The sequence below is a fragment of the Tenacibaculum sp. SZ-18 genome (genome assembly GCF_002813915.1).
Lineage (GTDB): Bacteria > Bacteroidota > Bacteroidia > Flavobacteriales > Flavobacteriaceae > Polaribacter.
Genome location: NZ_CP019335.1, coordinates 1990827 through 2016359, shown reverse-complemented (window position 1 = coordinate 2016359; position 25533 = coordinate 1990827). Strand labels below are relative to the sequence as shown.

General features: G+C 32.4%; 12 protein-coding genes and 1 pseudogene. 12 read left to right on the top strand and 1 reads right to left on the bottom strand.

Going from position 1 to position 25533, the window contains the following annotated elements:
• Position 1: 1 nt before the first annotated feature.
• The 12 genes and pseudogenes from BTO06_RS08970 (at position 2) to BTO06_RS08920 (ending at position 23853) form a co-directional block, all read left to right on the top strand.
• Positions 2-1465 (top strand): glutamate synthase subunit beta, encoded by a 1464-nt coding sequence (locus BTO06_RS08970; protein ID WP_100924979.1) that lies wholly within the window; start codon positions 2-4, stop codon positions 1463-1465.
• A 475-nt stretch (positions 1466-1940) separates the two neighbouring features.
• Positions 1941-2828 carry a branched-chain amino acid transaminase gene (locus tag BTO06_RS08965; RefSeq protein WP_100924978.1) on the top strand — a complete coding sequence of 296 codons (888 nt, stop codon included), beginning with the start codon at positions 1941-1943 and terminating at the stop codon, positions 2826-2828.
• A gap of 1 nt (position 2829) precedes the next feature.
• Positions 2830-4506, top strand: a complete 1677-nt coding sequence (gene ilvD / locus BTO06_RS08960; RefSeq protein WP_100924977.1) for a dihydroxy-acid dehydratase — start codon at positions 2830-2832, stop codon at positions 4504-4506.
• Positions 4507-4517: 11 nt separating this feature from the next.
• On the top strand, positions 4518-6251 hold the full coding sequence (gene ilvB, locus BTO06_RS08955) for a biosynthetic-type acetolactate synthase large subunit (RefSeq protein WP_100924976.1): 1734 nt from the start codon (positions 4518-4520) through the stop codon (positions 6249-6251).
• A 5-nt stretch (positions 6252-6256) separates the two neighbouring features.
• Complete coding sequence (gene ilvN, locus BTO06_RS08950) at positions 6257-6784, top strand: acetolactate synthase small subunit (RefSeq protein ID WP_100924975.1); 528 nt, start codon at positions 6257-6259, stop codon at positions 6782-6784.
• A 121-nt stretch (positions 6785-6905) separates the two neighbouring features.
• On the top strand, positions 6906-8408 hold the full coding sequence (gene ilvC / locus BTO06_RS08945; RefSeq protein WP_100924974.1) for a ketol-acid reductoisomerase: 1503 nt from the start codon (positions 6906-6908) through the stop codon (positions 8406-8408).
• Between the two features lie 3 nt (positions 8409-8411).
• A complete protein-coding gene (ilvA, locus tag BTO06_RS08940) occupies positions 8412-9680 on the top strand; it encodes a threonine ammonia-lyase IlvA (protein ID WP_100924973.1) in 1269 nt (422 codons plus the stop codon).
• Between the two features lie 1397 nt (positions 9681-11077).
• Positions 11078-11251 carry a Lacal_2735 family protein gene (locus tag BTO06_RS18460; protein WP_157811789.1) on the top strand — a complete coding sequence of 58 codons (174 nt, stop codon included), beginning with the start codon at positions 11078-11080 and terminating at the stop codon, positions 11249-11251.
• Positions 11252-11455: 204 nt separating this feature from the next.
• Entirely contained in the window at positions 11456-12622 is a 1167-nt protein-coding gene (locus BTO06_RS08935) for a hypothetical protein (protein WP_100924972.1), read from the top strand.
• Between the two features lie 995 nt (positions 12623-13617).
• Entirely contained in the window at positions 13618-17784 is a 4167-nt protein-coding gene (locus BTO06_RS08930) for a T9SS type A sorting domain-containing protein (RefSeq protein WP_100924971.1), read from the top strand.
• Between the two features lie 241 nt (positions 17785-18025).
• A pseudogene (locus BTO06_RS18990) lies at positions 18026-18869 on the top strand (IS982 family transposase).
• Positions 18870-19146: 277 nt separating this feature from the next.
• Entirely contained in the window at positions 19147-23853 is a 4707-nt protein-coding gene (locus tag BTO06_RS08920) for a beta strand repeat-containing protein (protein WP_198517155.1), read from the top strand.
• Positions 23854-24012: 159 nt separating this feature from the next.
• Here the strand turns inward: BTO06_RS08920 and BTO06_RS08915 are convergent, their stop codons facing one another.
• Complete coding sequence (locus tag BTO06_RS08915; protein ID WP_100924969.1) at positions 24013-25461, bottom strand: flavin-containing monooxygenase; 1449 nt, start codon at positions 25459-25461, stop codon at positions 24013-24015.
• Positions 25462-25533 lie beyond the last annotated feature (72 nt).

Here is a 25533-nt window from a genome sequence, read left to right as displayed (position 1 = left end):
TATGGGAGAATTAGGTGGATTTAAAAAATATGGAAGGAAGCAGGAACATAATAATGCTGTAGCTGATAGAATTCAAAATTATAAGGAGTTTACAGCGCCATTATCTGACGATGAACAGCAAAAACAAGGTTCTCGTTGTATGGATTGTGGAATTCCTTTTTGTCACAGTGGTTGTCCTTTGGGGAATTTTATTCCAGATTTTAACGATATGGTTCATAAAGGCGACTGGAAAAAAGCATTAGAAATTTTACATTCTACAAATAACTTCCCTGAATTTACAGGAAGATTATGTCCTGCTCCATGTGAAAAAGCTTGTGTTCTAGGAATTATTGATGAACCTGTAGCAATTGAAAATATTGAAAAGTATATAGTAGAAAAAGGCTTTGAAAAAGGTTGGATAAATGCCAAACGACCGAGTTACAGGTCGGGTAAAACTGTTGCTGTAGTTGGTTCTGGGCCAGCTGGTTTAGCCGCAGCCCAACAATTGAATAGAGCCGGTCATACTGTAACTGTTTTTGAAAGAGAAGATAAATTGGGAGGATTGTTACGATATGGTATTCCAAATTTCAAATTAGAAAAAGATGTGATTGATCGTCGTATCAAAATATTGGAAGAGGAAGGAGTTAGCTTTGAAATAAATGCAAATATTGGTGTAAATATCTCTGTGGAACATTTGAAAGATTTTGATGCTACTGTTTTGTGTGGAGGAGCTACACAGGCTAGACATTTACCAATTTCGGGTTCAGATGCTAAAGGAGTTCATCAAGCAATGGATTTCTTAACGCGTCAAACAAAAGCTTTATTCAATTCTGAATTAGAAAGTGAAGTCATTAGTGCTAAAGGCAAAAATGTAATAGTAATTGGAGGTGGAGATACAGGTTCAGATTGTATTGGTACATCAAATCGTCATGGTGCAAAATCGGTGACGAATTTTGAAATTATGCCTGAACCACCTGAAGCTCGAAGTGAAAAAACGCCATGGCCATTTTGGCCACTTCAGCTAAAAACAAGTTCTTCTCATGAAGAAGGTTGTGATCGTAATTGGTTGATTAATACAAAGGAGTTTATCAAAAATGAGAAAGGCGAACTTATAGCATTAAAAACTGTTGAAGTAGAGTGGAAGTTAATTCCTGGTGAACGTCCTCAATTAATCGAGAAAGAAGGTACTGAAAAAACATGGCCTTGTGATTTGGTTTTCTTAGCATTAGGTTTTACTGGTCCAGAGAAAACATTACCTCAAAAACTAGGTTTAGTTCAAGATAATCAATCAAACATTAAAGCGAGTGTTCATAATTACCAAACGAATGTTCAGGGAATTTTTACAGCGGGTGATATGAGAAGAGGTCAATCGTTAATTGTTTGGGCAATTTCAGAAGGAAGACAGGCTGCTCATCATGTTGATGCTTATTTAATGGGAAGTTCAAGTTTACCTCTTAAAGATGCCAATGATTTATTAAGTGCGTAACATTTTTTTGAAAATGATTAGGATATGTCAAAAATAATTAGCAATCTTTGTGACAACAAATGAGAAAACAAATTTTAAATATCATTTCTATTATTGTCGTTGTGAATATTATTTCACAAGGGTAAAGGAAGTGTATTTGTAAATTTTAAAATATAAATTCAAAAGGCTTCCTAAATTTAGGAAGCCTTTTTTAGTTTAAACATATGAACTTAATTCAGAACATCGTAATTATCATTATTGTCATTATTAACTCACCACCGAGTTGATACAGATAGTTATTGTTCTATATAAAGCCTGTATCTAACTCAGATACAGGCTTTTTTTATTGATGTGAACACCATGGTTTGAAATATTTAACATATTGAAAATAAATTATTTAAGTGTTTTTCAAAACAATTAAGAATCATAGGCTGATAAATTATATAAAGTGTGTAAAAAAAGGATAAAATAAATTCGATTAACTAATAAATAAACAATGTATTACAACGATCAAAGTGTAGTTTTTTATAACGGGAAATTTGTAAAGGCTAAGGAAACTTCTTCGGACTTATACAGTCAAAGTTTACATTACGGTAATGGTGTGTTTGAAGGAATTAGGTCTTATAAAACAGACAATGGAGCTAGGATTTTTAAATCGTACGATCACTATAAACGATTAAAATTCGGAGCAGAGGTAATGAATATTAATCTTGAGTATTCTGAAGAAGAGTTAACAGAAATCACTTACAAATTATTGGAGTTAAATAACTTGGAAGATGCTTATATCCGTCCATTAATAACAACAGGAGCAAATATGAGTTTACTTACTTCTCAGGAAACAAATGTTGTTATTCAATGTTGGGAATGGGGAAAGTACATGGGAGATAAATTATTAAAAGTGAAAACTTCAAAGTTTCAAAGACCAAATCCAAAATCTTGTTTTGTAGAAGCAAAAGTAACAGGTCATTATGTAAACTCAATTTTGTCTACTAATGAGGCAAAAAGAGAAGGTTACGATGAAGCATTGTTATTAGATATGAATGGAAATGTAGCGGAATGTTCTGGAGCTAATATTTTCATGCAAAAAGATGGAAAGTTGTATACACCACCTAGAGGCCATATTATGGCAGGTATTACAAGAGCAACTATTATAGAGATCTGTAAAGAAGAAGGAATTCCAGTTGAAGAGAAGTTTTTCACTCGTGAAGAATTAAAATCAGCCGAGGCTTGTTTCTTTACTGGTACAGCAGCAGAAGTGGTTGGATTACAGTCATTAGATGAATATGAATTTCCAATGAAATGGGAAGAAACTCATGGATTTGAATTGATGAAATTATACAAAGCAGAAGTTTTAGGACAAAGAGTTAAAGAAAAAGTACTTTAAGATGGAACTGAATAAGTTTAGTAAAAGAGTAACACAGGATGATACACAACCAGCTGCACAGGCAATGTTACACGCAATTGGATTATCAAAAAACGATTTAGAAAAGCCATTTGTTGGAATTGCAAGTACAGGATACGAAGGAAACCCTTGTAACATGCATTTAAACGACTTGTCAAAATTGGTTAAAAAGGGAACTCAAAATGTGAATTTAGTTGGATTAATATTTAATACAATCGGTGTTTCAGATGGAATTTCAATGGGAACACCTGGTATGCGCTATTCGTTACCATCTAGAGATGTAATTGCAGATTCTATGGAAACTGTAGTTCAAGCCATGTCTTATGACGGTTTGGTTACTGTAGTGGGTTGCGATAAAAACATGCCTGGTGCTTTAATGGCAATGCTACGATTAAACAGGCCTTCAGTTCTTGTATATGGAGGAACAATAGCTTCTGGATGTCATGAAGGTCAAAAGTTAGATGTCGTTTCTGCTTTTGAAGCTTGGGGAAGTAAAGTTGCGGGTACAATTACACAACAACAATATCAAAGTGTTATTGAAAAAGCTTGCCCAGGTGCAGGAGCATGTGGAGGAATGTATACTGCGAATACAATGGCTTCTGCTATTGAAGCTTTAGGGATGAGTTTACCTTATAATTCTTCTAATCCAGCTATTAGTCAAGAAAAGGAAAATGAATCAGTAAAAGCAGGTGAAGCATTACGAGTATTATTAGAAAAAGATATTAAGCCATCTGATATTGTTACGAAGAAATCTCTAGAAAATGCAGTTCGTTTAGTTACTGTAATGGGAGGTTCTACAAATGCGGTATTACATTTTTTAGCTATTGCAAAAGCTGCTGATGTACAATTTACTCTGGAAGATTTTCAACGTATTTCAGATGAAACTCCATTTTTAGCTGATCTAAAACCTAGTGGAAAATATTTAATGGAAGATGTTCATAAAGTAGGTGGAACGCCTGCTGTTTTGAAATATCTTTTAGAGAAAGGATTGGTTCATGGAGATTGTTTAACGGTTACAGGAAAAACATTAGCTGAGAATTTGGCAGAAGTTCCCAGTTTAACAGATGGACAAGAAGTTATTAAACCTTTACATAATCCTATTAAAGAAACTGGACATTTAAGAATGCTTTATGGAAATCTAGCAAAAGATGGTTCAGTAGCGAAAATTACGGGTAAAGAAGGATTGTATTTCTCAGGAAAAGCAAAAGTTTATGAAGGGGAATACGCGGCTAACGACGGAATTAAAAATGGAGAAGTAGAAAAAGGTGACGTCGTTGTAATCCGTTATGAAGGACCAAAAGGAGGACCTGGAATGCCAGAAATGTTAAAACCTACAGCTGCAATAATGGGAGCTGGTTTAGGAAAAGAAGTAGCATTAATTACAGATGGTAGATTTTCTGGAGGAACTCATGGCTTTGTAGTTGGTCATATTACACCAGAAGCTCAAGTAGGAGGAGTATTAGCATTAGTTAAAGATGGAGATATTATTTCTATTAATGCCCAAACTAATACGATAAATCTTGAGGTTTCAGACGAAGAATTAGCTCAAAGAAAGAAAGAATGGAAAGCTCCTCCATTAAAAGTAAAAAGAGGAGTATTATATAAATATGCAAGAACAGTAGCATCGGCATCTAATGGATGTGTAACCGATGAATTTTAAATCACAATAACATGGAAACGAAAGCAAAAACAAGTACAGTTAAAGGTGCAAAAACTAATGTGACTATTTCGGGTGCTGAAGCGGTCATTAAATGTTTGTTGGCAGAAGGAGTCGATTTGTTATATGGTTATCCGGGAGGTGCAATTATGCCTGTTTATGATGAATTATTCAAATATCAAGAAGAATTACATCATGTGTTAACACGTCATGAACAAGGAGCAACTCATGCGGCTCAAGGTTATGCCAGAGCAACAGGAAAAGTAGGAGTTGCTATTGCTACATCCGGACCAGGAGCTACGAATTTAATTACGGGTATTGCAGATGCACAAATAGATTCTACTCCTATGGTTTGTATTACAGGTCAGGTTGCTGAGCATTTATTAGGAACCGATGCCTTTCAAGAAACGGATATCGTTGGAATATCTACACCAGTTACAAAATGGAATTATCAAATAACAAAGGCTTCAGAAATTCCTGAAGTATTTGCAAAAGCATTTTATATAGCACGTTCTGGAAGACCAGGCCCTGTATTAATTGATATTACAAAAAATGCTCAATTCGAAGAATTTGAATTTTCTTATGAACGTTGTACTTTAATTAGAAGTTATAAAGCTGTTCCAAAGTTAGAGTTAGAATCTGTTCAGAAAGCAGCAGATCTAATTAATAATGCTAAAAAACCTTTTGTAGTTTGGGGACAAGGAGTAATTTTAGGAAAAGCGGAAGAAGAGTTTAAGGCATTTATAGAAAAAGCAGGATTACCTTCCGCATGGACAATTTTAGGAGCGTCAGCGTTACCAACATCGCATGAATTGAATGTAGGAATGGTAGGAATGCATGGTAATTATGGTCCAAATAAACTTACAAATGAATGTGATGTATTAATTGCAGTAGGAATGCGTTTCGACGATCGGGTAACCGGAGATTTAAATCGTTATGCAAAACAGGCCAAGGTTGTTCATTTTGAAATTGATCCTGCTGAAATAGATAAAAACGTTAAGGCAGATGTTGCCGTGCTTGGAGATGCTAAAGAAAGTTTACAAGCGGTACTTCCTTTGTTAGCAAAGAAAGATCATAAAGACTGGCTTCAAGAGTTTAGAAATCATGACGCTATTGAATTTGATAAAGTAATTAAAAATGATTTATACCCAACCAAAGAAGGATTAACTATGGGAGAGGTAATTAAAGAAATCAATGCAGCTTCTAAAGGAAATGCAATTATCGTTTCAGATGTTGGGCAACATCAAATGATTGCATGCAGATATGCAGATTTTAATCAATCTAAAAGTAATATTACTTCTGGCGGATTAGGGACCATGGGATTCGCATTACCAGCTGCCATCGGAGCAAAAATGGGAACTCCAGAAAGAGAAGTTGTTGCTGTTATAGGAGACGGTGGTTATCAAATGACTATTCAGGAATTAGGAACCATTTTACAAACAAAAGCAGCAGTAAAAATCGTAGTGCTTAACAATGAATTCTTAGGAATGGTGCGTCAATGGCAACAGTTGTTTTTTGATAAACGTTACGCATCAACAACAATGACGAATCCTGATTTTGTAGCCATAGCAAAAGGATATCATATTCCTGCAAAGCGAGTTACGAGAAGAGAAGAGTTAGCAAGTGCTGTTTCAGAAATGATACACTTTGATGGCGCATACTTTTTAGAAGTATGTGTAGAAAAAGAAGACAATGTATTTCCAATGATTCCAACAGGATCATCAGTTTCAGAAGTTAGATTAAGTTAAAAGAGATGAATAAAATACAAACGTTTACAGTATCCATATATACCGAAAATAATATTGGAGTTTTAAATAGGGTTACAGCCATATTACAAAGGAGAAATATTAATATAGAAAGCGTCAATGTTTCAAAATCTGAAATAAAAAGTGTTTCCAGAATTACAATTTTGATTCGAGTAACTGAAGATCAGATTAAAAAGATTTTAGGTCAACTAGAAAAACAGATTGAAGTAATTAAAGCTTATTATCATACCGATGATGATACTATTTATCAAGAATCATGTCTTTTCAAATTAAGTACAGATTTACTTACTGAGAATGACGAAATTCAAAAAGTTATTAATGGAAGTAAATCAAGAGTAATCAATATAAATAAAGACTTTTTTGTATTAGAGAAATCAGGCACAAAAGAGGAAGTTGAAGAACTTTATCATTTATTAGATAAACACGGAATAAAGCAGTTTGTTCGATCTGGTCGTATCGCAATTACTAAAGAAGAAATGCCTGTGTCAGAACTATTAGAATTAATAAAAAAATAAACAAACATGTCATTTGGAACTCGTTTCATGCTCTTACATTATAAGCAATGAAATAATGAGATTCTGAAGCAAGTTAGAAATAACTATTCAAACAAACATTTAATTAGAAAGAAATAACATCATGGGGAATTATTTTAACCAGTTATCATTAAGAGAAAAAATAGAGCAATTAGGAAAATGTAGATTCATGGAGTCTGAGGAATTTTCTAAAGGGATTGAGGCATTAAAAGGTAAGAAAGTTGTGATAGTAGGTTGTGGAGCACAAGGTTTGAACCAAGGACTAAACATGAGAGATTCTGGGCTAGATGTATCTTATGCTTTAAGACCTTCAGCAATTAAAGAACAACGTCAGTCGTTTAAAAACGCAACAGAAAATAATTTTGTTGTAGGTACTTACGAAGAGTTAATTCCATATGCTGATTTAGTATGTAATTTAACTCCAGATAAGCAACATAGCAATGTTGTAAAAGCCGTGATACCATTAATGAAAGAAGGAGCAACATTATCATATTCTCATGGATTTAATATTGTTGAAGAAGGAACTCAAGTTCGTAAGGATTTAACAGTAATTATGGTTGCACCTAAATGTCCTGGAAGTGAAGTTAGAGAAGAATATAAAAGAGGATTTGGAGTGCCAACATTAATTGCAGTTCATCCAACCAATGATCCTGAATCAAAAGGTTTAGCTCAAGCAAAAGCATATGCTTTTGCAACAGGCGGACATCGAGCTGGAGTTTTAGAATCATCTTTTGTCGCTGAGGTAAAATCTGATTTAATGGGTGAGCAAACAATACTTTGTGGAGTATTACAAACAGCTTCAATTTTATGTTTTGATAAAATGGTAGAAGAAGGAATGAAACCTCATTTTGCGAGTAAATTGGTACAATACGGTTGGGAAACGATAACCGAAGCCTTAAAACATGGAGGAATTACAAATATGATGGATCGTCTTTCGAATCCAGCAAAACTGAAAGCATATCAATTATCTGAAGAATTAAAAGACATTCTACAACCATTATTTGACAAACATATGTCTGATATTATGTCTGGTCATTTTTCATCTAAAATGATGGAAGATTGGGCGAAAGATGATAAAGATTTATTATCATGGAGAGCCGCTACCGCAGAAACTGGTTTTGAAAAAACAGAGGCTACAGAAGTTGAAGTTTCAGAACAAGAATATTTCGATAAAGGAACGTTACTAGTTGCTTTTGTAAAATCTGGAGTAGAATTGGCCTTTGAAACTATGGTTGCCTCTGGAATTATTGAAGAATCAGCTTATTATGAATCTTTACATGAGCTTCCATTAATCGCGAATACAGTTGCAAGAAAGAAGTTATACGAAATGAATAGAATCATATCTGATACTGCGGAGTATGGATGTTATTTATTCGATCATGCAGCTAAACCATTACTAATTGATTTTATGAAAACTGTGACTACAGATTTAGTAGGAAAAGAATTTTCAAGTTCAAATCATGTGGATAATGTTCAGTTGATTAAAGTAAATAAAGCCATTAGAAATCATCCAATAGAAAAGGTAGGTGAGCGATTAAGAGAAGCTATGACTTCTATGAAAGCGATAAAAGAAGAGAATGTAGAGGAGGAACTAGTCTTATCATAAGCAATGGAATCAGTTGTAAGTAAAATATATTTTCCAGAATTAAAAGCAATAAAGGAAGCTGCCGTAACATTAAAAAATGTTGCGGCAGTAACTCCTCTGCAGCAAAATTTTAATTTATCAAATAAATACAACGCAAATATTCTTTTAAAAAGAGAAGATTTGCAACAAGTAAGATCTTACAAAATTAGAGGAGCTTTTAATAAAATTAGCTCCTTATCAAGTCAAGAATTAGAAAAAGGAATTGTTTGTGCAAGTGCCGGGAATCATGCGCAAGGAGTGGCTTTGGCATGTAATAAAAAGAAAATCTTCGGAACTATTTTTATGCCAGCTCCAACACCAAAACAGAAAGTAGAACAAGTAAAAATGTTTGGTGCTGATTATGTTACGATCAAATTGGTAGGAGATACTTTTGATGATTCCTATAATGAGGCAATAAAAAAAGCTGAATTAGAAAATAAAACTTTTGTACATCCTTTTGATGATGAAAAAGTAATAGAAGGTCAGGCCACTGTTGGTTTAGAAATATTAGAACAATCCGATAATACTATTGATTTTGTTTTTGTTCCTGTAGGTGGAGGAGGTTTAGCTTCGGGATTGTCTTCTGTTTTTAAATATATATCACCTCAAACCAAAATTATTGGAGTTGAACCATCTGGAGCTCCGTCGATGCAATTAGCAATTGAAAAAACAGAAGCGATAAAATTACCTTCTATTGATAAGTTTGTGGACGGTGCGGCTGTTCAAAAGGTGGGAGAACTTACCCATAAAATTTGCGCAGAGAATCTAGAACAAATGATTGCTGTTCCTGAAGGAAAAGTTTGTCAAACGATTCTAGAGATGTATAATAAAGAAGCTATTGTTGTAGAACCTGCTGGAGCTTTAACTGTAAGTGCACTTGATTTTTATAAAGATGAAATTGAAGGTAAAAATGTAGTTTGCGTTGTAAGTGGAAGTAATAACGATATCACAAGAACTGCAGAAATAAAGGAAAGAGCTTTACTTTATAATGGTTTAAAACATTACTTTATTATAAGATTCCCTCAAAGAGCGGGAGCCTTGAAAGAATTTGTTATGAATGTACTTGGCGAGCATGATGATATTACTTTTTTCGAATATTCTAAAAAAACTACCCGTGATACTGGTCCAGCAGTTGTGGGAATTGAATTGGTCAATAGTGAAGATTTAGCTCCACTTATTAAGCGAATGAAAAAGTTAAATTTTTTTGGAGAGTATTTAAATGATAAACCTAATTTATTTGAATTTTTAGTGTAAAGGCTTGCCTATCAATAATTATTATATCAATAATTAAATTGATTTTGTTGTGTGGTTTCTCTTTTAATGCGTCTAGATTTTTGTGATTTTTTGAATGTTCCTTTGATTATTTTTTTATCACATTGTTTATCAGTATATTAGTACAGATATAAGTTCTAAAGAAATAACAAAAAATAACGTTCTTAATATTTGTTATTAATACATAAGAAAAATTAGTTTCATTTAAATATTTAACCCCCGAAATTATGAATAAAACACTGAATTTTCAACGACACTATTGTTTTCTTACACGATAGATAGTAATTTTCAAATCTCCTTAATGACGACATCAGTTTTTTAGAATGCCTTTTTTCAACTATAGTTCTAAACATGGTATTAATGAAAAAATCAAACGTTAGAAATAATTTTAAAAGTACTCTAGTAAATAGAATTGTATAAAAACATTGATAGTGCCTTTTAGCTCTAATTAATTGTTGTAACAAACTAATAATTTAACCTTAAGGAATTATAAACAGGGTGTAATTAATCCATTTTTAATTTAGAAATGAACATTTATTCATTGTCGAATCATTATATAATTAGCATATAATGATAAAAAATATCTTCTAAGATATCTCTTAAAATAATAAAATGTCTTCTAAGTTCTTTTCAGAAACTATCTGGTAAGAAATCTAATGAACCAATAATAGCGACCAAGGTTTTTTTAGTTTAAAATATAAGTTCTCAAAAATTCTGTTGTAATTGAAGATAAAATTTATCATGATCGGAAAATTATTAATGATGAAAAATGATATTATTGTTAGAATATATATTAATTTTTGTACTATAAAATTTAGTGGTAATTAATGTATGTTTTTAGGTATAAAAATGAACTTCTAGATTAAATATGTACAGGGCATAATTAAGTTAATATATGGTCTGTTTTAAAGAGGTGTAAAGGATGCACTTGCCGTTTTACCCTGGCAAAAAACACAGCCTGATAGGGCTACGATAGAAGCAGATCATGTTCTATTAGGCAAGGTGTTTTTTGATTAAAGTTAAGTTTTAGTAAAATTGAGTACTTCTATTTTCATAATAGTTATATTGGTAAATTATGAATTTAAGGAATGGCATTTCGTATAAATATCGATAAAGTTAGATATTGTATAAAGGCTTTCTCGATTATGCTCTTTAATTTTCGATAAATGCTGATCAAGTAATAAGGTTGTAGTAAAACTTAATTAAACAAAGTTTGATAATAACTATTGTTTCTAGGGATATTAAATTGTGTAGGAATATTATTAGTGTAAACTATTGATAAATAGTTGTGTATGTTATAATGTTTAATTATATTTGAAAAAAGTTAAACAAATAAGGTGATTAGTAACGATTGCCTCTCTAAATACCCCAATAATATTATGTTTACATTATTAAAAAAGAAGTCAATAGAGCAAAAATTGCAGGAAAAATATAACCGATTAATTGAAGAAGGAGATAAACTACTATTTACGAATCAACCAGAAAGTGTCAAAAAGTATAAAGAGGCACGCCGTACTTTAAACCAAATTGAAAGTTTAAAAAACGCTATTTAATATCTTTGGATTAACAGAGTAATAACTATCTAAAAGTTATTTTTTTCTATAGCTTTACGCTATTAATGCATTTTTATTTGATTCCTTTTGAAAACATGATTACTTCATAGTCAGCTTTGTTTTGAATGTTTCTAATTTTTGGCACACTACTTGGTATATACCTATCGTGTATCAAACTAATGATGGACATTTAAATTCAAGATTATGCGAAAATTTGTTTTACTACTTACAGCATTTATTTTAACTTCTTTTTCAGTTAATGCTTCGGAATCAAGTCTGACAACAGAAACATACTATAATTACGGTAATTCATATATTTTCACAGAGCGTGGAGTTGAATTTGCTGTTTATCCCGACGGACAATTTGATTTTTATTTAAATCAACCGAGAAACGGAGTTAACGTTAATTTTAATTCACCAGGAATTAATATTAGTTTTAACTCGGGGTATAATTATGATGCTTTTGTTCAGTATGATGATTACGGAGCGGTTGTTCAAATCGAAGATGTACCAGTTTTTTATGATCACTATGGTAGAATAGTGCAGGCAGGAGATGTATATATTAGATATAATCGATGGGGACGTGTTTCTAGAGTTGGTGGATTATTTGTGAACTACAATAGTTATGGTAATTTCCTAAACTGTAACGGGTATATCAATAGCTCTAACAGAAGTTACATTTACAGACCTTATCATAGGTTTTTCGTCTTACCTGTCGTTGATAGATGCGTAGTTTGGAATAGTCCTTACAGGAGATTTTATTCACCTTACAGATTTTCATACGCTGTTTACAGGAATCACTATCATAATGGTTATTACCGAAGATCTTACAGAAATCGTACTTATTACAGACCTGGAGCTAGAATCAATAACTTTGATAGAGGTAGAAGAGTTGCTCATGCAAGAAATGTAAGATTTCAATCAAGGAATGTGAGAAGGACAATGTACCAAAGAAACGATCGTAATTACAGAAAAATTAATAAAAATAGAGTGGGCGTTACACGAAGTAATACGAGAAGTGCAAATAGAGATCGCTCAGTAACAAAAAGTTCAAAAATCGTTTCAAGAGATAGAGGAAGAGGGGCAACTAAAAATATTAATAGAGAAATAACTGATACAAGAATAAGAAACAAAAGCACCCTTGAAAATAATTCAAACAATAGAAGTACGAATTATATTAAACCAACCAAAAATAAATCTAGTAGAAATTTAAGAGTGACGAATAAAAGAAATAGTTCGAAAAATCGTCCTGCGAGTATAACAAAAAGAGTGCAAAATAGTAGCTATAATTCAAGAGTAATTAGTGGTGTTCGCTCAAACAGATCAAAAGGAAAAACTTCAAAATCAAGAGTTGCAAAAAATAAAAGTTAAGGTAATAAACTCCAGAATTGTGCTATTGTAAACAAAAAAACACACTTAAAAAGTGTGTTTTTTTGTTTACAAATTTAGGCGAAATTAAAAAACTGCACTTTGTTCTCAGTTTTGTTAAAAATAGGTAACAAAATCATTTTATTTGTGAAGATATAACTGAGAACTACGCACAAATTATCAATAATTTCATTAACATTTGTATTCATTGATTTGCTCGTTATATGTTTTACAAAAAAGAAATCTGTTTGATTGTTATATTTGATTTCTTGACTCTAAAAAAAATGGAAACCGTTATTTATCTTAAATTATTAAGATTAAGCTTTTGTAGTCTATAATTTTTAGGTTCGATTTATTGATGTTATGAAAGATAATTTATTTCTACAGCCAAACGACTCCAATGTAATCTTCAAAGACCAATTCAATCGTTCCTTTTTTTCTTCTATGCTCCATAAAAACTTAATAAATCCATTAATAATTTAACACTATAGTTAGATTAAAAATTTTCAAATGGCAAACTCCTAAGATCCAATAAAATAAATTTTAGGAAAATAGAGACCAAGTCGTTGGATATAGCTACTAGTGATATGTAAAATGTGAAACACCGAGGTTATAACCCCAAAGTTTTCGAATAAACCCTTAGTATTATCCTAGAAAAGAAAAAATTAAATTAAGTATGTGTTTTTAGATGTCAAAGTTATTCTTAAGACTATTAAATATAAACTTGATACGTATTTAGGTTGTTAAAAACTTGTGTGCAAAAGAATAATGATAATCTTAAAATTAATTGTTCAGTGAATAGTACAAAAATTGGTATTTCATTCGGTTGATAATGTTATGCATGCATAATATTAAAAAAATATTATTGCTTTTTGTCTTTTTTAAATTACTGATTAACAATAAATTAAAGCTATTTTGTGAATCGGTATTATTCTTAAAAATATCTTAAAAATTAACTTTTAAATTAGTAAATTGCGGAAGAACAAAAGATAAGAAAGATGATTATACCTAATACACAAAAAGTTGTTTTTGTTTTTATGATGTTATTTATATCATATTCAAATGCACAAACATTAAACGAAACATCTGGTACTGGTTCAGGAGTAAATATTACCTCGGGAGATTTTAATACCTTTTACGGAGATAGTTCTGGTGCAAATATGAGATCAGGAAGTCAAACTGTATTTATTGGATATCAAGCTGGTAGATCTAATACTACTTCTGAATGTGTTTTTATTGGATATCAAGCAGGATACTCAAATACGACAGGTTTTGATAACACCTTTATTGGTTGGCAAGCCGGTAGATTAAATAATGGAGGAGACAATACTTTTATTGGAGCCGAAGCAGGAGAGTTTAATACGTCAGGTTATGACAATACCTTCGTTGGTGAAGAGGCTGGTGCAAATAATACTACAGGCTATGAAAATACCTTTATCGGAGAGGATGCAGGTTTAAGTAATACCACTGGGTATAAAAATGTTTACGTAGGGAATGAGGCAGGAATTTCTACAGATGTAGGATATCGAAATGTAGCAGTTGGTTCCGAGTCAATGTCAGATGTCGATGACGGTCATCATAATACTGCTCTGGGAGATTCTGCTGCAATTGATATTGGAGATGGAATTTATAATGTTATGGTAGGTGCTGCATCTGGACCAGCAACTGAATGGGCTGACTTTAATACATTTGTCGGGGCGATGTCGGGTTGGGATAATAATCGAACTAATAGTACCACAAATGCCAATAGAAACACATATGTTGGTTACATTGCGGGGGCATCCAATAGAGAAGGACAAGATAATGCAGGTTTTGGTGCTTTTTCAGGATATGGCCGAGCACAAGGTACTGTACAAGGACAACGCGTTACAGTATTTTCTGGTAATACAAATAGAAATCGAACTACTTTTGTTGGTTCTCAAGCGATTGCCGCTCAAAATGATGTAATTACTATGGGGTACTATTCCTACAATGAAGGACAATATTCAATAGGTATCGGTAACCTAGGTAATATGCAAAATGCGGCAGGAGCCATTGTTTTAGGGTACGACTTTGATACAACTGATAATTCAGATTATTCTGTAGGTATGGGATATCAAACAAATATAGCTACTGCAAATGCCGTGGGTATTGGTGCAAATACAGTAGTTCAAAATGACGGTGCTATTGTTATCGGGTATCAAGCGGCTTCCAATGATGCAGGAAGTTCAGCGACAAATAATATTGCCATAGGATATAATGCAACTGTCAGCGGAGATAATTCTGTAGCGATAGGAAATGGAGCCTCTGCTGTAAGTGCTAATACAATGGTTTTAGGAGGCTCGGTGCAACCTTTGAGCGTTGGGGTGGGTACCAATACACCAAATGTTAAGGCTTCATTAGATTTAGCAGATACGAATAAAGGTTTTAAAATAAATAGTTTAACCAACGCGCAACGAACTGCGTTGGCATTAACAGTTGCTGATGAAGGAATGATGGTTTATGATAATGAAGATGATGTTTTATACGTTTGGTCAGGAAGTGCGTGGATAGATAATACAGCTCAAACTACTGATACAGATAACCAAACAATTGATACATTTACATTAGCATCAAATACATTAAGTTTATCATTAGAAGATGATGGTCAAGCGGAACAAACTGTAGATTTATCAGGATACTTGGATAATACGGATGCACAATCGATTTCACTAGCTACCAACACATTGAGTATTTCAGGGAATGCTTCTACTGTAGATTTATCTGGATATTTGGATAATACGGATTCACAAGCACTTTCTGTGGCGTCAAATATTTTAAGTATTACTGGGAATTCAGATACAGTTGATTTATCTTCATATTTAGATAATACAGATAATCAAGATTTAACTATTTCTGGAAATATACTTAGTTTAACAAATGATGCTTCCACAGTTGATTTATCTGGATATTTGGATAATACGGATTCACAAGCCCTTTCTGTAGCGTCAGATATTTTAAGTATTACTGGAAATTCAGATACAGTTGATTTATCACCATATTTAGATAATACAGATAATCAAGATTTAACTATTTCAGGAAATACACTTAGTTTAACAAATGATGCTTCCACGGTTGATTTATCAGGATATTTAGATAATACAGATAATCAAGATTTAACTATTTCAGGAAATACACTTAGTTTAACAAATGATGCTTCCACAGTTGATTTATCTGGATATTTGGATAATACGGATTCACAAGGTCTTTCTGTAGCGTCAGATATTTTAAGTATAACTGGAAATTCAGATACAGTTGATTTATCACCGTATTTAGATAATACAGATAGTCAAGATTTAACTATTTCAGGAAATACACTTAGTTTAACAAATGATGCTTCCACAGTTGATTTATCTGGATATTTGGATAATACGGATTCACAAGGAATTTCTGTAGCGTCAGATATTTTAAGTATAACTGGAAATTCAGATACAGTTGATTTATCACCATATTTAGATAATACAGATAATCAAGATTTAACTATTTCAGGAAATACACTTAGTTTAACAAATGATGCTTCTACAGTTGATTTATCTGGATATTTGGATAATACGGATTCACAAGGTCTTTCTGTAGCGTCAGATATTTTAAGTATTACTGGAAATTCAGATACAGTTGATTTATCACCGTATTTAGATAATACAGATAATCAAGATTTAACTATTTCAGGAAATACACTTAGTTTAACAAATGATGCTTCTACGGTTGATTTATCTGGATACTTGGATAATACGGATGCACAAGGTCTTTCTGTAGCGTCAGATATTTTAAGCATTACTGGAAATTCAGATACAGTTGATTTATCACCGTATTTAGATAATACAGATAATCAAGATTTAACTATTTCAGGAAATACACTTAGTTTAACAAATGATGCTTCTACGGTTGATTTATCTGGATACTTGGATAATACGGATGCACAATCGATTTCACTAGCTACCAATACATTGAGTATTTCAGGCAATGCTTCTACGGTTGATTTATCGGGATATTTAGATAATACAGATTCACAAGGTATTTCCGTAGCGTCAAATATTTTAAGTATTACTGGAAATTCAGATACAGTTGATTTGTCACCATATTTAGATAATACCGATGCGCAGAATTTAAGTTTATCAGGAACAGACTTAAGTATTGCGAATGGAAACTCTGTTGATTTATCAGTATTACAGGATGGAACAGGAACGGACTCACAAGATTTAGATTTGTCAGGAAACACTTTAAGCTTAACCAATGATGCAACTACTGTAGATTTATCGGGGTATTTAGATAATACCGATGCGCAGAATTTAAGTTTATCAGGAACAGACTTAAGTATTGCGAATGGAAACTCTGTTGATTTATCAGTATTACAGGATGGAACAGGAACCGATGCACAAGATTTAGATTTGACAGGAAACACTTTGAGCTTAACCAACGATGCAACTTCTGTAGATTTATCGGGGTATTTAGATAATACAGATGCACAGAATTTAAGTTTATCAGGAACAGACTTAAGTATTGCAAATGGAAACTCTGTGGATTTATCGGTGTTACAGGATGGAACAGGAACGGATAACCAGACATTAGCATTAAATGGTAATAATCTTATCATAAGTAATGGAAATTCAATTGATTTATCTGTATTTACAAATTCGGATAGTCAAGATTTGACCTCTGCAGTTTTAACGGGTGAGGATTTAGTAATTACCATTGAAAACGGTGCTTCAGTTAGTGTTGATTTAGCGCCATTGCTTTCTTCATTACAATCGGATTTATCAAACTCAGAATCAAAAGTAGCTGTATTAGAATCACAAGTAGCGAGTATGTTGGAGCGTTTAAATACACTAGAAGGTTGTGCTTGTGATGGAACGTTAAGCGCAGATGGTGGACTAACGGCAGGTAAAAATCAAGCTATTTTATATCAGAATATTCCTAATCCTTTCAACGGAACCACTTCTATTAAGTATTACGTTCCTGAGACAATGGAAAAAGCAGCGATTGTTTTCAGTAATACTTCTGGTCAAGTTATTGATACAGTATATTTAGAAAAATTAGGAGAGCAAGAAATATTCTTTAATAGTTCTTCATTACCAGTTGGAGTGTATTTCTACACGTTGTATGTTCGAGGACATAAAGTAGCAACTAAGAAAATGATTATAGAATAGTAGTTTTTAAACAAAAATTTTAAAGCGATAGCAATTTTCTTTTGTTATCGCTTTTTTATTATTTTATCCTTTGATTCTGGTAAAACGTCAAGACAAAAAGGTGCTTGTAAAATTGAGAAACAAAAAAATTCACTAAATAACGTGAGTTCGACGTAAGATACCTGACTTATTTGTGAATAAAAATCGAGAAATTTAGAAAATTAAAGTACTGAAATTTAAACTTTTAACTATTTTTTTTACTATAATTTCTAATGCTAAAATTATTGAAATTTTCTGTGAATTAGATGATTTTATGAAAGAATTTGATGTTGTTTTAACAAAAAGCAGCATTTCTGACTCTTCTTAATTAAAAAAACGCAATAGAACATCTAAAATGAGTGAAAGTGAAGTAATGACTATTATGGTTATTTTTCATCTAAAGTCATATCGTAATCTGAAGCATTTTTACCTTGATTACGCAGGTAGACATATGAGCGACTTCTTTCCTGATGTTATTTCTTATGTTAGATTTGTATAACTTCAAAAAAATTAGTTCAGTATTTAAAAATATGAGGTTTAGGAAAATATTCAGGTGTGCCTTTTATTGATTCCACTACATTAAAAGTTTGTCATTATATAAGAGAGAAACAACATGAAGTATTTAAAGGTATTGCTGACAAAAGTTTTGGGACTTTAGGTTGGTTTTACGGATTTAAGTTAGACTTAATCTGTGTAATGATAGTGTTCCTTTGAAAAATAAAAGCTTCCATGATAAAATCTTCGGAAAAATATATGGAGATAAAGGATATTTAGGAAAAGATTTATTTGATAAATTGTTCGTAGATGGTATCCATTTAGTAACCAAATTAAGGAAGAATATGAAGAAATAAGCACTTAAATTTATGGATAAAGTATATCTAAGTAAAAGAGCAATTATAGAATCGGTAGATGTCCTAAAAAACACTTGACAAATTGAACACTCCAGACATAGATCTTTTGATAACTTTATTGGAAATCTAATTGCCGGATTAACAGCATAGGTTTTTCTTGATGCTAAACCTTCTATCAAGATTCAAAATTTATTACCAAATGTAAGTGTAAGTTAAATCGAACTCATATGAAATAGTGATTTTAAGTGTTTTTTTCAATTAATTCTGTTTTATGGTAAATTAAATGGAAATATTAATAGATTAAATTTAATTCATGTCTAAAAAAAGAAACCCTCATATCTTTATTTAGGTATTTTAAGGTTGTTTTTAAACTTTTTATATTTTTGTTAGTCTAACAAACTAACTGTCTTAAAAACTATTACTTATGAAATATAAAACTACTATTTTAATTGTCCTATTTTTCTTGTGTGGCAATTTTATTTTTTCACAAATAATGAATGAAACACAAGGATCAGGTTCGGGTGTAAATATATCAGCAGGAGATTATAATTCCTTTTATGGAGATAGTTCAGGATTTTCTATTGATTTTGGACTTGAAAATGTTTTCATGGGATATAAGTCAGGATATCTTAATAGATCTGGGGACTACAATGTCTACATTGGAAATCAATCAGGATATTCTAGTACAACCCACGAAAATGTTTTTATTGGATATCAATCGGGATATTCTAATACTACTGGATCAGATAATGTTTTCATGGGGTTTAGGTCAGGATATTATAATACTACCGCATTCGATGGCACATTCATAGGACATGGTGCTGGTTTTAATAATACAACAGGTGTGGATAATACATTTATTGGAGAGGCTGCTGGTAGAGAAGTTACAGATGGAGACGATAATACCTATGTAGGTCATAAGGCTGGGGCAGGTGATATTAATAGTATTACAATATCAACCACTGCTACAACAAACCCTGGGACTGGATCGGATAATACAGCTGTTGGTTCTATGGCAGGGTATTCGCTTTTAACAGGTAATCGTAATGCTTTTTTTGGAAATGATGCTGGTGCTGGTAATGAGGTTGGTGATAGGAATACATTTATTGGAGATTCTTCAGGAACTGACAATAACGCGGGAATCTATAATACTTTTGTAGGGCAAGCTTCAGGAGCATCTAATGAACATGCAAGTCATAATACATTTATTGGTGCTCGTGCAGGATGGGATAATAACCGAACCAATTCAACTTCCAATGCAAATAGAAATACCTATGTTGGTTTTACAACTGGTTTTACCAATCGAACGGGACAAGATAATGTTGGTTTTGGAGCTTTTGCAGATTATGATAATAACGATAGAAGTAGGACTATTTTTATTGGAGCTTATGCCAGACCGAGTCAGAATGATGTGATTATGTTAGGATATAGTGGTTTTAATGACGGTCAGTATAGCATATCTATAGGTCAGGATCACGATATCCGTGGAACTAATGCTGTTGGGATTGGTAATCAATTTAATATGAATGCAAATGCAGATTATTCTGTTGGTATTGGTAATTTAGCTAATATTACACAATCCAATGCAGTAGGAATTGGAAATAATGTAGATATAGATAATACGCAAGCAGTAGCAGTAGGTTCAGGAGCTGTTATACAGAACGATGGTGCTATTGTTATCGGATATCAAGCAGCTTCCAATGATGCAGGAAGTTCAGCGACAAATAATATTGCCATAGGATACAATGCAACTGTTAGTGGAGATAATTCAATAGCGATAGGAAATGGAGCCTCTGCTGTAAGTGCTAATACAATGGTTTTAGGAGGAGCTACGAATCCATTGAGTGTAGGAATTGGTACGGATTTTCCAAATGCAAATGCTTCCTTAGATTTAAGTGGAACTAACAAAGGTTTATTATTAAATAGATTAACAACAGCAGAGAGGACAACTTTAGGAACTAGTTTATCAGTGTTAGAGAAGGGATTGTTTGTATACGATATAGACTTGGATTCTCCTTTCAGTTGGAATGGTTCACAATGGATTGCTTCTGAAGCAGATACCGATGCTCAAGATTTAGATTTATCAGATAATACGTTAAGTTTAACCAATGATGCAACTACTGTAGATTTATCTGGATATTTGGATAATACGGATTCACAAGCACTTTCTGTGGCGTCAAATATTTTAAGTATTACTGGAAATTCAGATACAGTTGATTTATCACCGTATTTAGATAATACAGATAATCAAGATTTAACTATTTCTGGAAATATACTTAGTTTAACAAATGATGCTTCCACAATTGATTTATCTGGATATTTGGATAATACGGATTCACAAGCACTTTCTGTGGCGTCAAATATTTTAAGTATTACTGGAAATTCAGATACAGTTGATTTATCACCGTATTTAGATAATACAGATAGTCAAGATTTAACTATTTCAGGAAATACACTTAGTTTAACCAATGATGCTTCCACGGTTGATTTATCAGGATATTTAGATAATACAGATAATCAAGATTTAACTATTTCAGGAAATACACTTAGTTTAACCAATGATGCTTCTACTGTAGATTTATCAGGATACTTGGATAATACGGATGCACAATCGATTTCATTAGCGACAAACACATTGAGTATTTCAGGCAATGTTTCTACGGTTGATTTATCTGGATACTTGGATAATACGGATGCACAATCGATTTCATTAGCGACAAACACATTGAGTATTTCAGGCAATGTTTCTACGGTTGATTTATCTGGATATTTGGATAATACGGATTCACAAGGTCTTTCTGTAGCGTCAAATATTTTAAGTATTACTGGAAATTCAGATACGGTTGATTTGTCACCATATTTAGATAATACAGATAATCAAGATTTAACTATTTCTGGAAATATACTTAGTTTAACAAATGATGCTTCCACAATTGATTTATCTGGATATTTGGATAATACGGATTCACAAGGTCTTTCTGTAGCGTCAGATATTTTAAGTATTACTGGAAATTCAGATACAGTTGATTTATCACCGTATTTAGATAATACAGATAGTCAAGATTTAACTATTTCAGGAAATACACTTAGTTTAACCAATGATGCTTCCACGGTTGATTTATCAGGATATTTAGATAATACAGATAATCAAGATTTAACTATTTCAGGAAATACACTTAGTTTAACAAATGATGCAACTACTGTAGATTTATCTGGATATTTGGATAATACGGATTCACAAGGTCTTTCTGTAGCGTCAGATATTTTAAGTATTACTGGAAATTCAGATACAGTTGATTTATCACCATATTTAGATAATACTGATAGTCAGGATTTAACTATTTCAGGAAATACACTTAGTTTAACAAATGATGCTTCTACGGTTGATTTATCTGGATACTTGGATAATACGGATGCACAATCGATTTCACTAGCTACCAATACATTGAGTATTTCAGGCAATGCTTCTACGGTTGATTTATCGGGATATTTAGATAATACAGATTCACAAGGGATTTCTGTAGCGTCAAATATATTAAGTATTACTGGAAATTCAGATACAGTTGATTTGTCACCATATTTAGATAATACCGATGCTCAGAATTTAAGTTTAACAGGAACAGATTTAAGTATTGCGAATGGAAACTCTGTTGATTTATCAGTATTACAGGATGGAACAGGAACCGACGCACAAGATTTAAATTTATCAGGAAATACTTTGAGCTTAACCAATGATGCTACTTCTGTAGATTTATCGGGGTATTTAGATAATACAGATAGTCAAAATTTAGGATTATCAGGTACGACATTAACGATATCAGGAGGAATAGGAGTAGATTTATCTAGTTTACAAGATGGAACAGGAACGGATTCACAAGGCATTTCTGTAGCGTCAAATATTTTAAGTATTACAGGAAATTCAGAAACAGTTGATTTATCACCATATTTAGATAATACCGATGCGCAGAATTTAAGTTTATCAGGAACAGACTTAAGTATTGCCAATGGAAACTCTGTAGATTTATCAGTATTACAGGATGGAACAGGAACCGACGCACAAGATTTAAATTTATCAGGAAATACTTTAAGCTTAACCAACGATGCAACCTCTGTAGATTTATCACCATATTTGGACAATACTGATAGTCAAAATTTAGAATTATCAGGTACGACATTAACGATATCAGGAGGAATAGGAGTTGATTTATCTAGTTTACAGGATGGAACAGGAACGGATTCACAAGGCCTTTCTGTAGCGTCAAATATTTTAAGTATAACAGGAAATTCAGATACAGTTGATTTGTCACCATATTTAGATAATACAGATAGTCAAAATTTAGGATTATCAGGTACGACATTAACGATATCAGGAGGAATAGGAGTAGATTTATCTAGTTTACAAGATGGAACAGGAACGGATTCACAAGGCATTTCTGTAGCGTCAAATATTTTAAGTATTACTGGAAATTCAGATACAGTTGATTTATCACCATATTTAGACAATACAGATAGTCAAAATTTAGGATTATCAGGTACGACATTAACGATATCAGGAGGAACAGGAGTAGATTTATCTAGTTTACAAGATGGAACAGGAACGGATTCCCAAGATTTGACTTTAACAGGAAACACGTTAAGTCTAACAAATGATGCAAGCTCAGTTGATTTATCATCATATTTAGATAATACGGATAGTCAAAGTTTAACTTCTGCTACACTAGTAGGGACTAATTTAAATGTAGCTATTGAGAACGGCTCATCTGTAAACGTTGATTTGGCACCATTAATTTCAACTTTACAGAGTGATTTATCAACTGCACAAGCGGAAGTAGCTCAGTTAAGAACAGAAATGACTTCGGTTTTATCAAGATTAAATGAACTAGAAAATTGTGCTTGTGATGGAACGTTAAGCGCAGATGGTGGACTAACGGCAGGTAAAAATCAAGCTATTTTATATCAGAATATTCCTAATCCTTTCAACGGAACCACTTCTATTAAATATTACGTTCCTGAGACAATGGAAAAAGCTGCAATTGTTTTCAGTAATACTTCTGGTCAAGTTATTGATACAGTATACTTAGAAAAATTAGGAGAGCAAGAAATATTCTTTAATAGTTCTTCATTACCAGTAGGAGTGTATTTCTACACGTTGTATGTTCGAGGACATAAAGTAGCAACTAAGAAAATGATTATTGAATAATAGTTTTTAAACAAAAATTTTAAAGCGATAGCAATTTTCTTTTGTTATCGCTTTTTTATTGTTTTATCCTTTGACCATAGTAAAACCTTAAGACAAAAAGGTGCTTGTAAAATTGAGAAACAAAAGCCTTAACTAAATATAACTTACATCTTTCAGGGTTTAGGGAATCCATTCGAGGTATTGATCCTCAATTGGTTTTTTTAGGATTTTCTTGTCTTTTTTATAATTGTGTACAACTCTCCACGGGAGTTTTTTTCCTTGTCTTGGTAAGGTGTTACCTCCTCTTTTTACATAACCTGAGTTTAACGAGTCCAAAACGCTTTCATCTATATTGCTTTCACTCGAAGTACGAGGAATAACAGCCGTTCTTTTTCTTTCTTTCATTTCTTTAATTAAACGTGCTAGATAACTAGCAGCGATATTAATTTTAAGTGTCCATGATGCATTTGTATATCCGAATAGGTAAGCAAAGTTAGGTGTGTCTTGAGCGAGAACACTCTTATAGGTCATTTTTTGATTTAATTGATGCGGTTCATTATCAATATGCAATTTCATTCCACCTAAAACTTGCAGTTGTAAGCCTGTTGCTGTAATAATAATATCAGCCTCTAAATGATCACCAGATTTTAATTGAATTCCATTTTCTGTAAAAGATTCGATATGATCAGTTACTACAGAAGCTTTCCCGTTTCGAATTGCCTTGAATAAATCATTATCAGGAACTGCTGCCAAACGTTGATCCCAAGGGTTATAATTTGGTGTGAAATGTTTCATATCGTAATGTTCTCCAAGTTGCCTTTGGATTTTTGATAATAAAAATTTCTGAATGCGTTCAGGATACTTTTTGCTAAGTTTAAAAATCAGCTGTTGTAACATAATATTGCGATAACGGACAATTTTATACACTGTTTTGTCTGAAAGAAATGACCTGAGTTTAAGAGCTAATTTATCTACTGAAGGAACACTATAAACGTATGTTGGAGATCTCTGAAGCATCGTAATGTGCGAAGTTTTATCTGCCATTGATGGAACAATTGTAATAGCAGTTGCTCCACTTCCAATTACGATTACTCTTTTATTTTCATAATTCAAATCTTTTGGCCAATGCTGCGGATGAACAATAGTTCCTTTAAAAGTATCATAACCTTTAAATTTAGGAAGGTATCCATGATCATGATTATAATAACCAGATGCTGCTATAAAGAAATTACAAGTGTAATTTTTTGTATTACCAGTTTCCAAATCATCGACAGTTATTTCCCAAGTTTTACTTTTAGAGTTCCAATTGGCTCTAGTTACTTTTGTTTCGAAAATGATTTTTTCGTCAACTTTAAATTCTCTGGAAGTATCAACCAGATATTGTTTTATCGACGGTCCATTGGCCAAAGTTTTATCTCCATTCCACGGTCGAAAATCATAACCAAAAGTTAACATATCAGAATCCGAACGAATACCTGGATAATTGAATAAATCCCATGTTCCTCCAATAGATTTGCGTCTTTCTAAAACAGCATAATTTAAGTTTTCGAATTCTTTTTCTAAATGGCATGCCATTCCAATTCCTGAAACTCCAGCACCAACTATAATTACATCAAAATTTGTAGTCATGTAAGAAATAAATAAAGATTTCCTACAAATTTTATCAATTTTTAATAATTACTTTTGACGAATTCGGACATT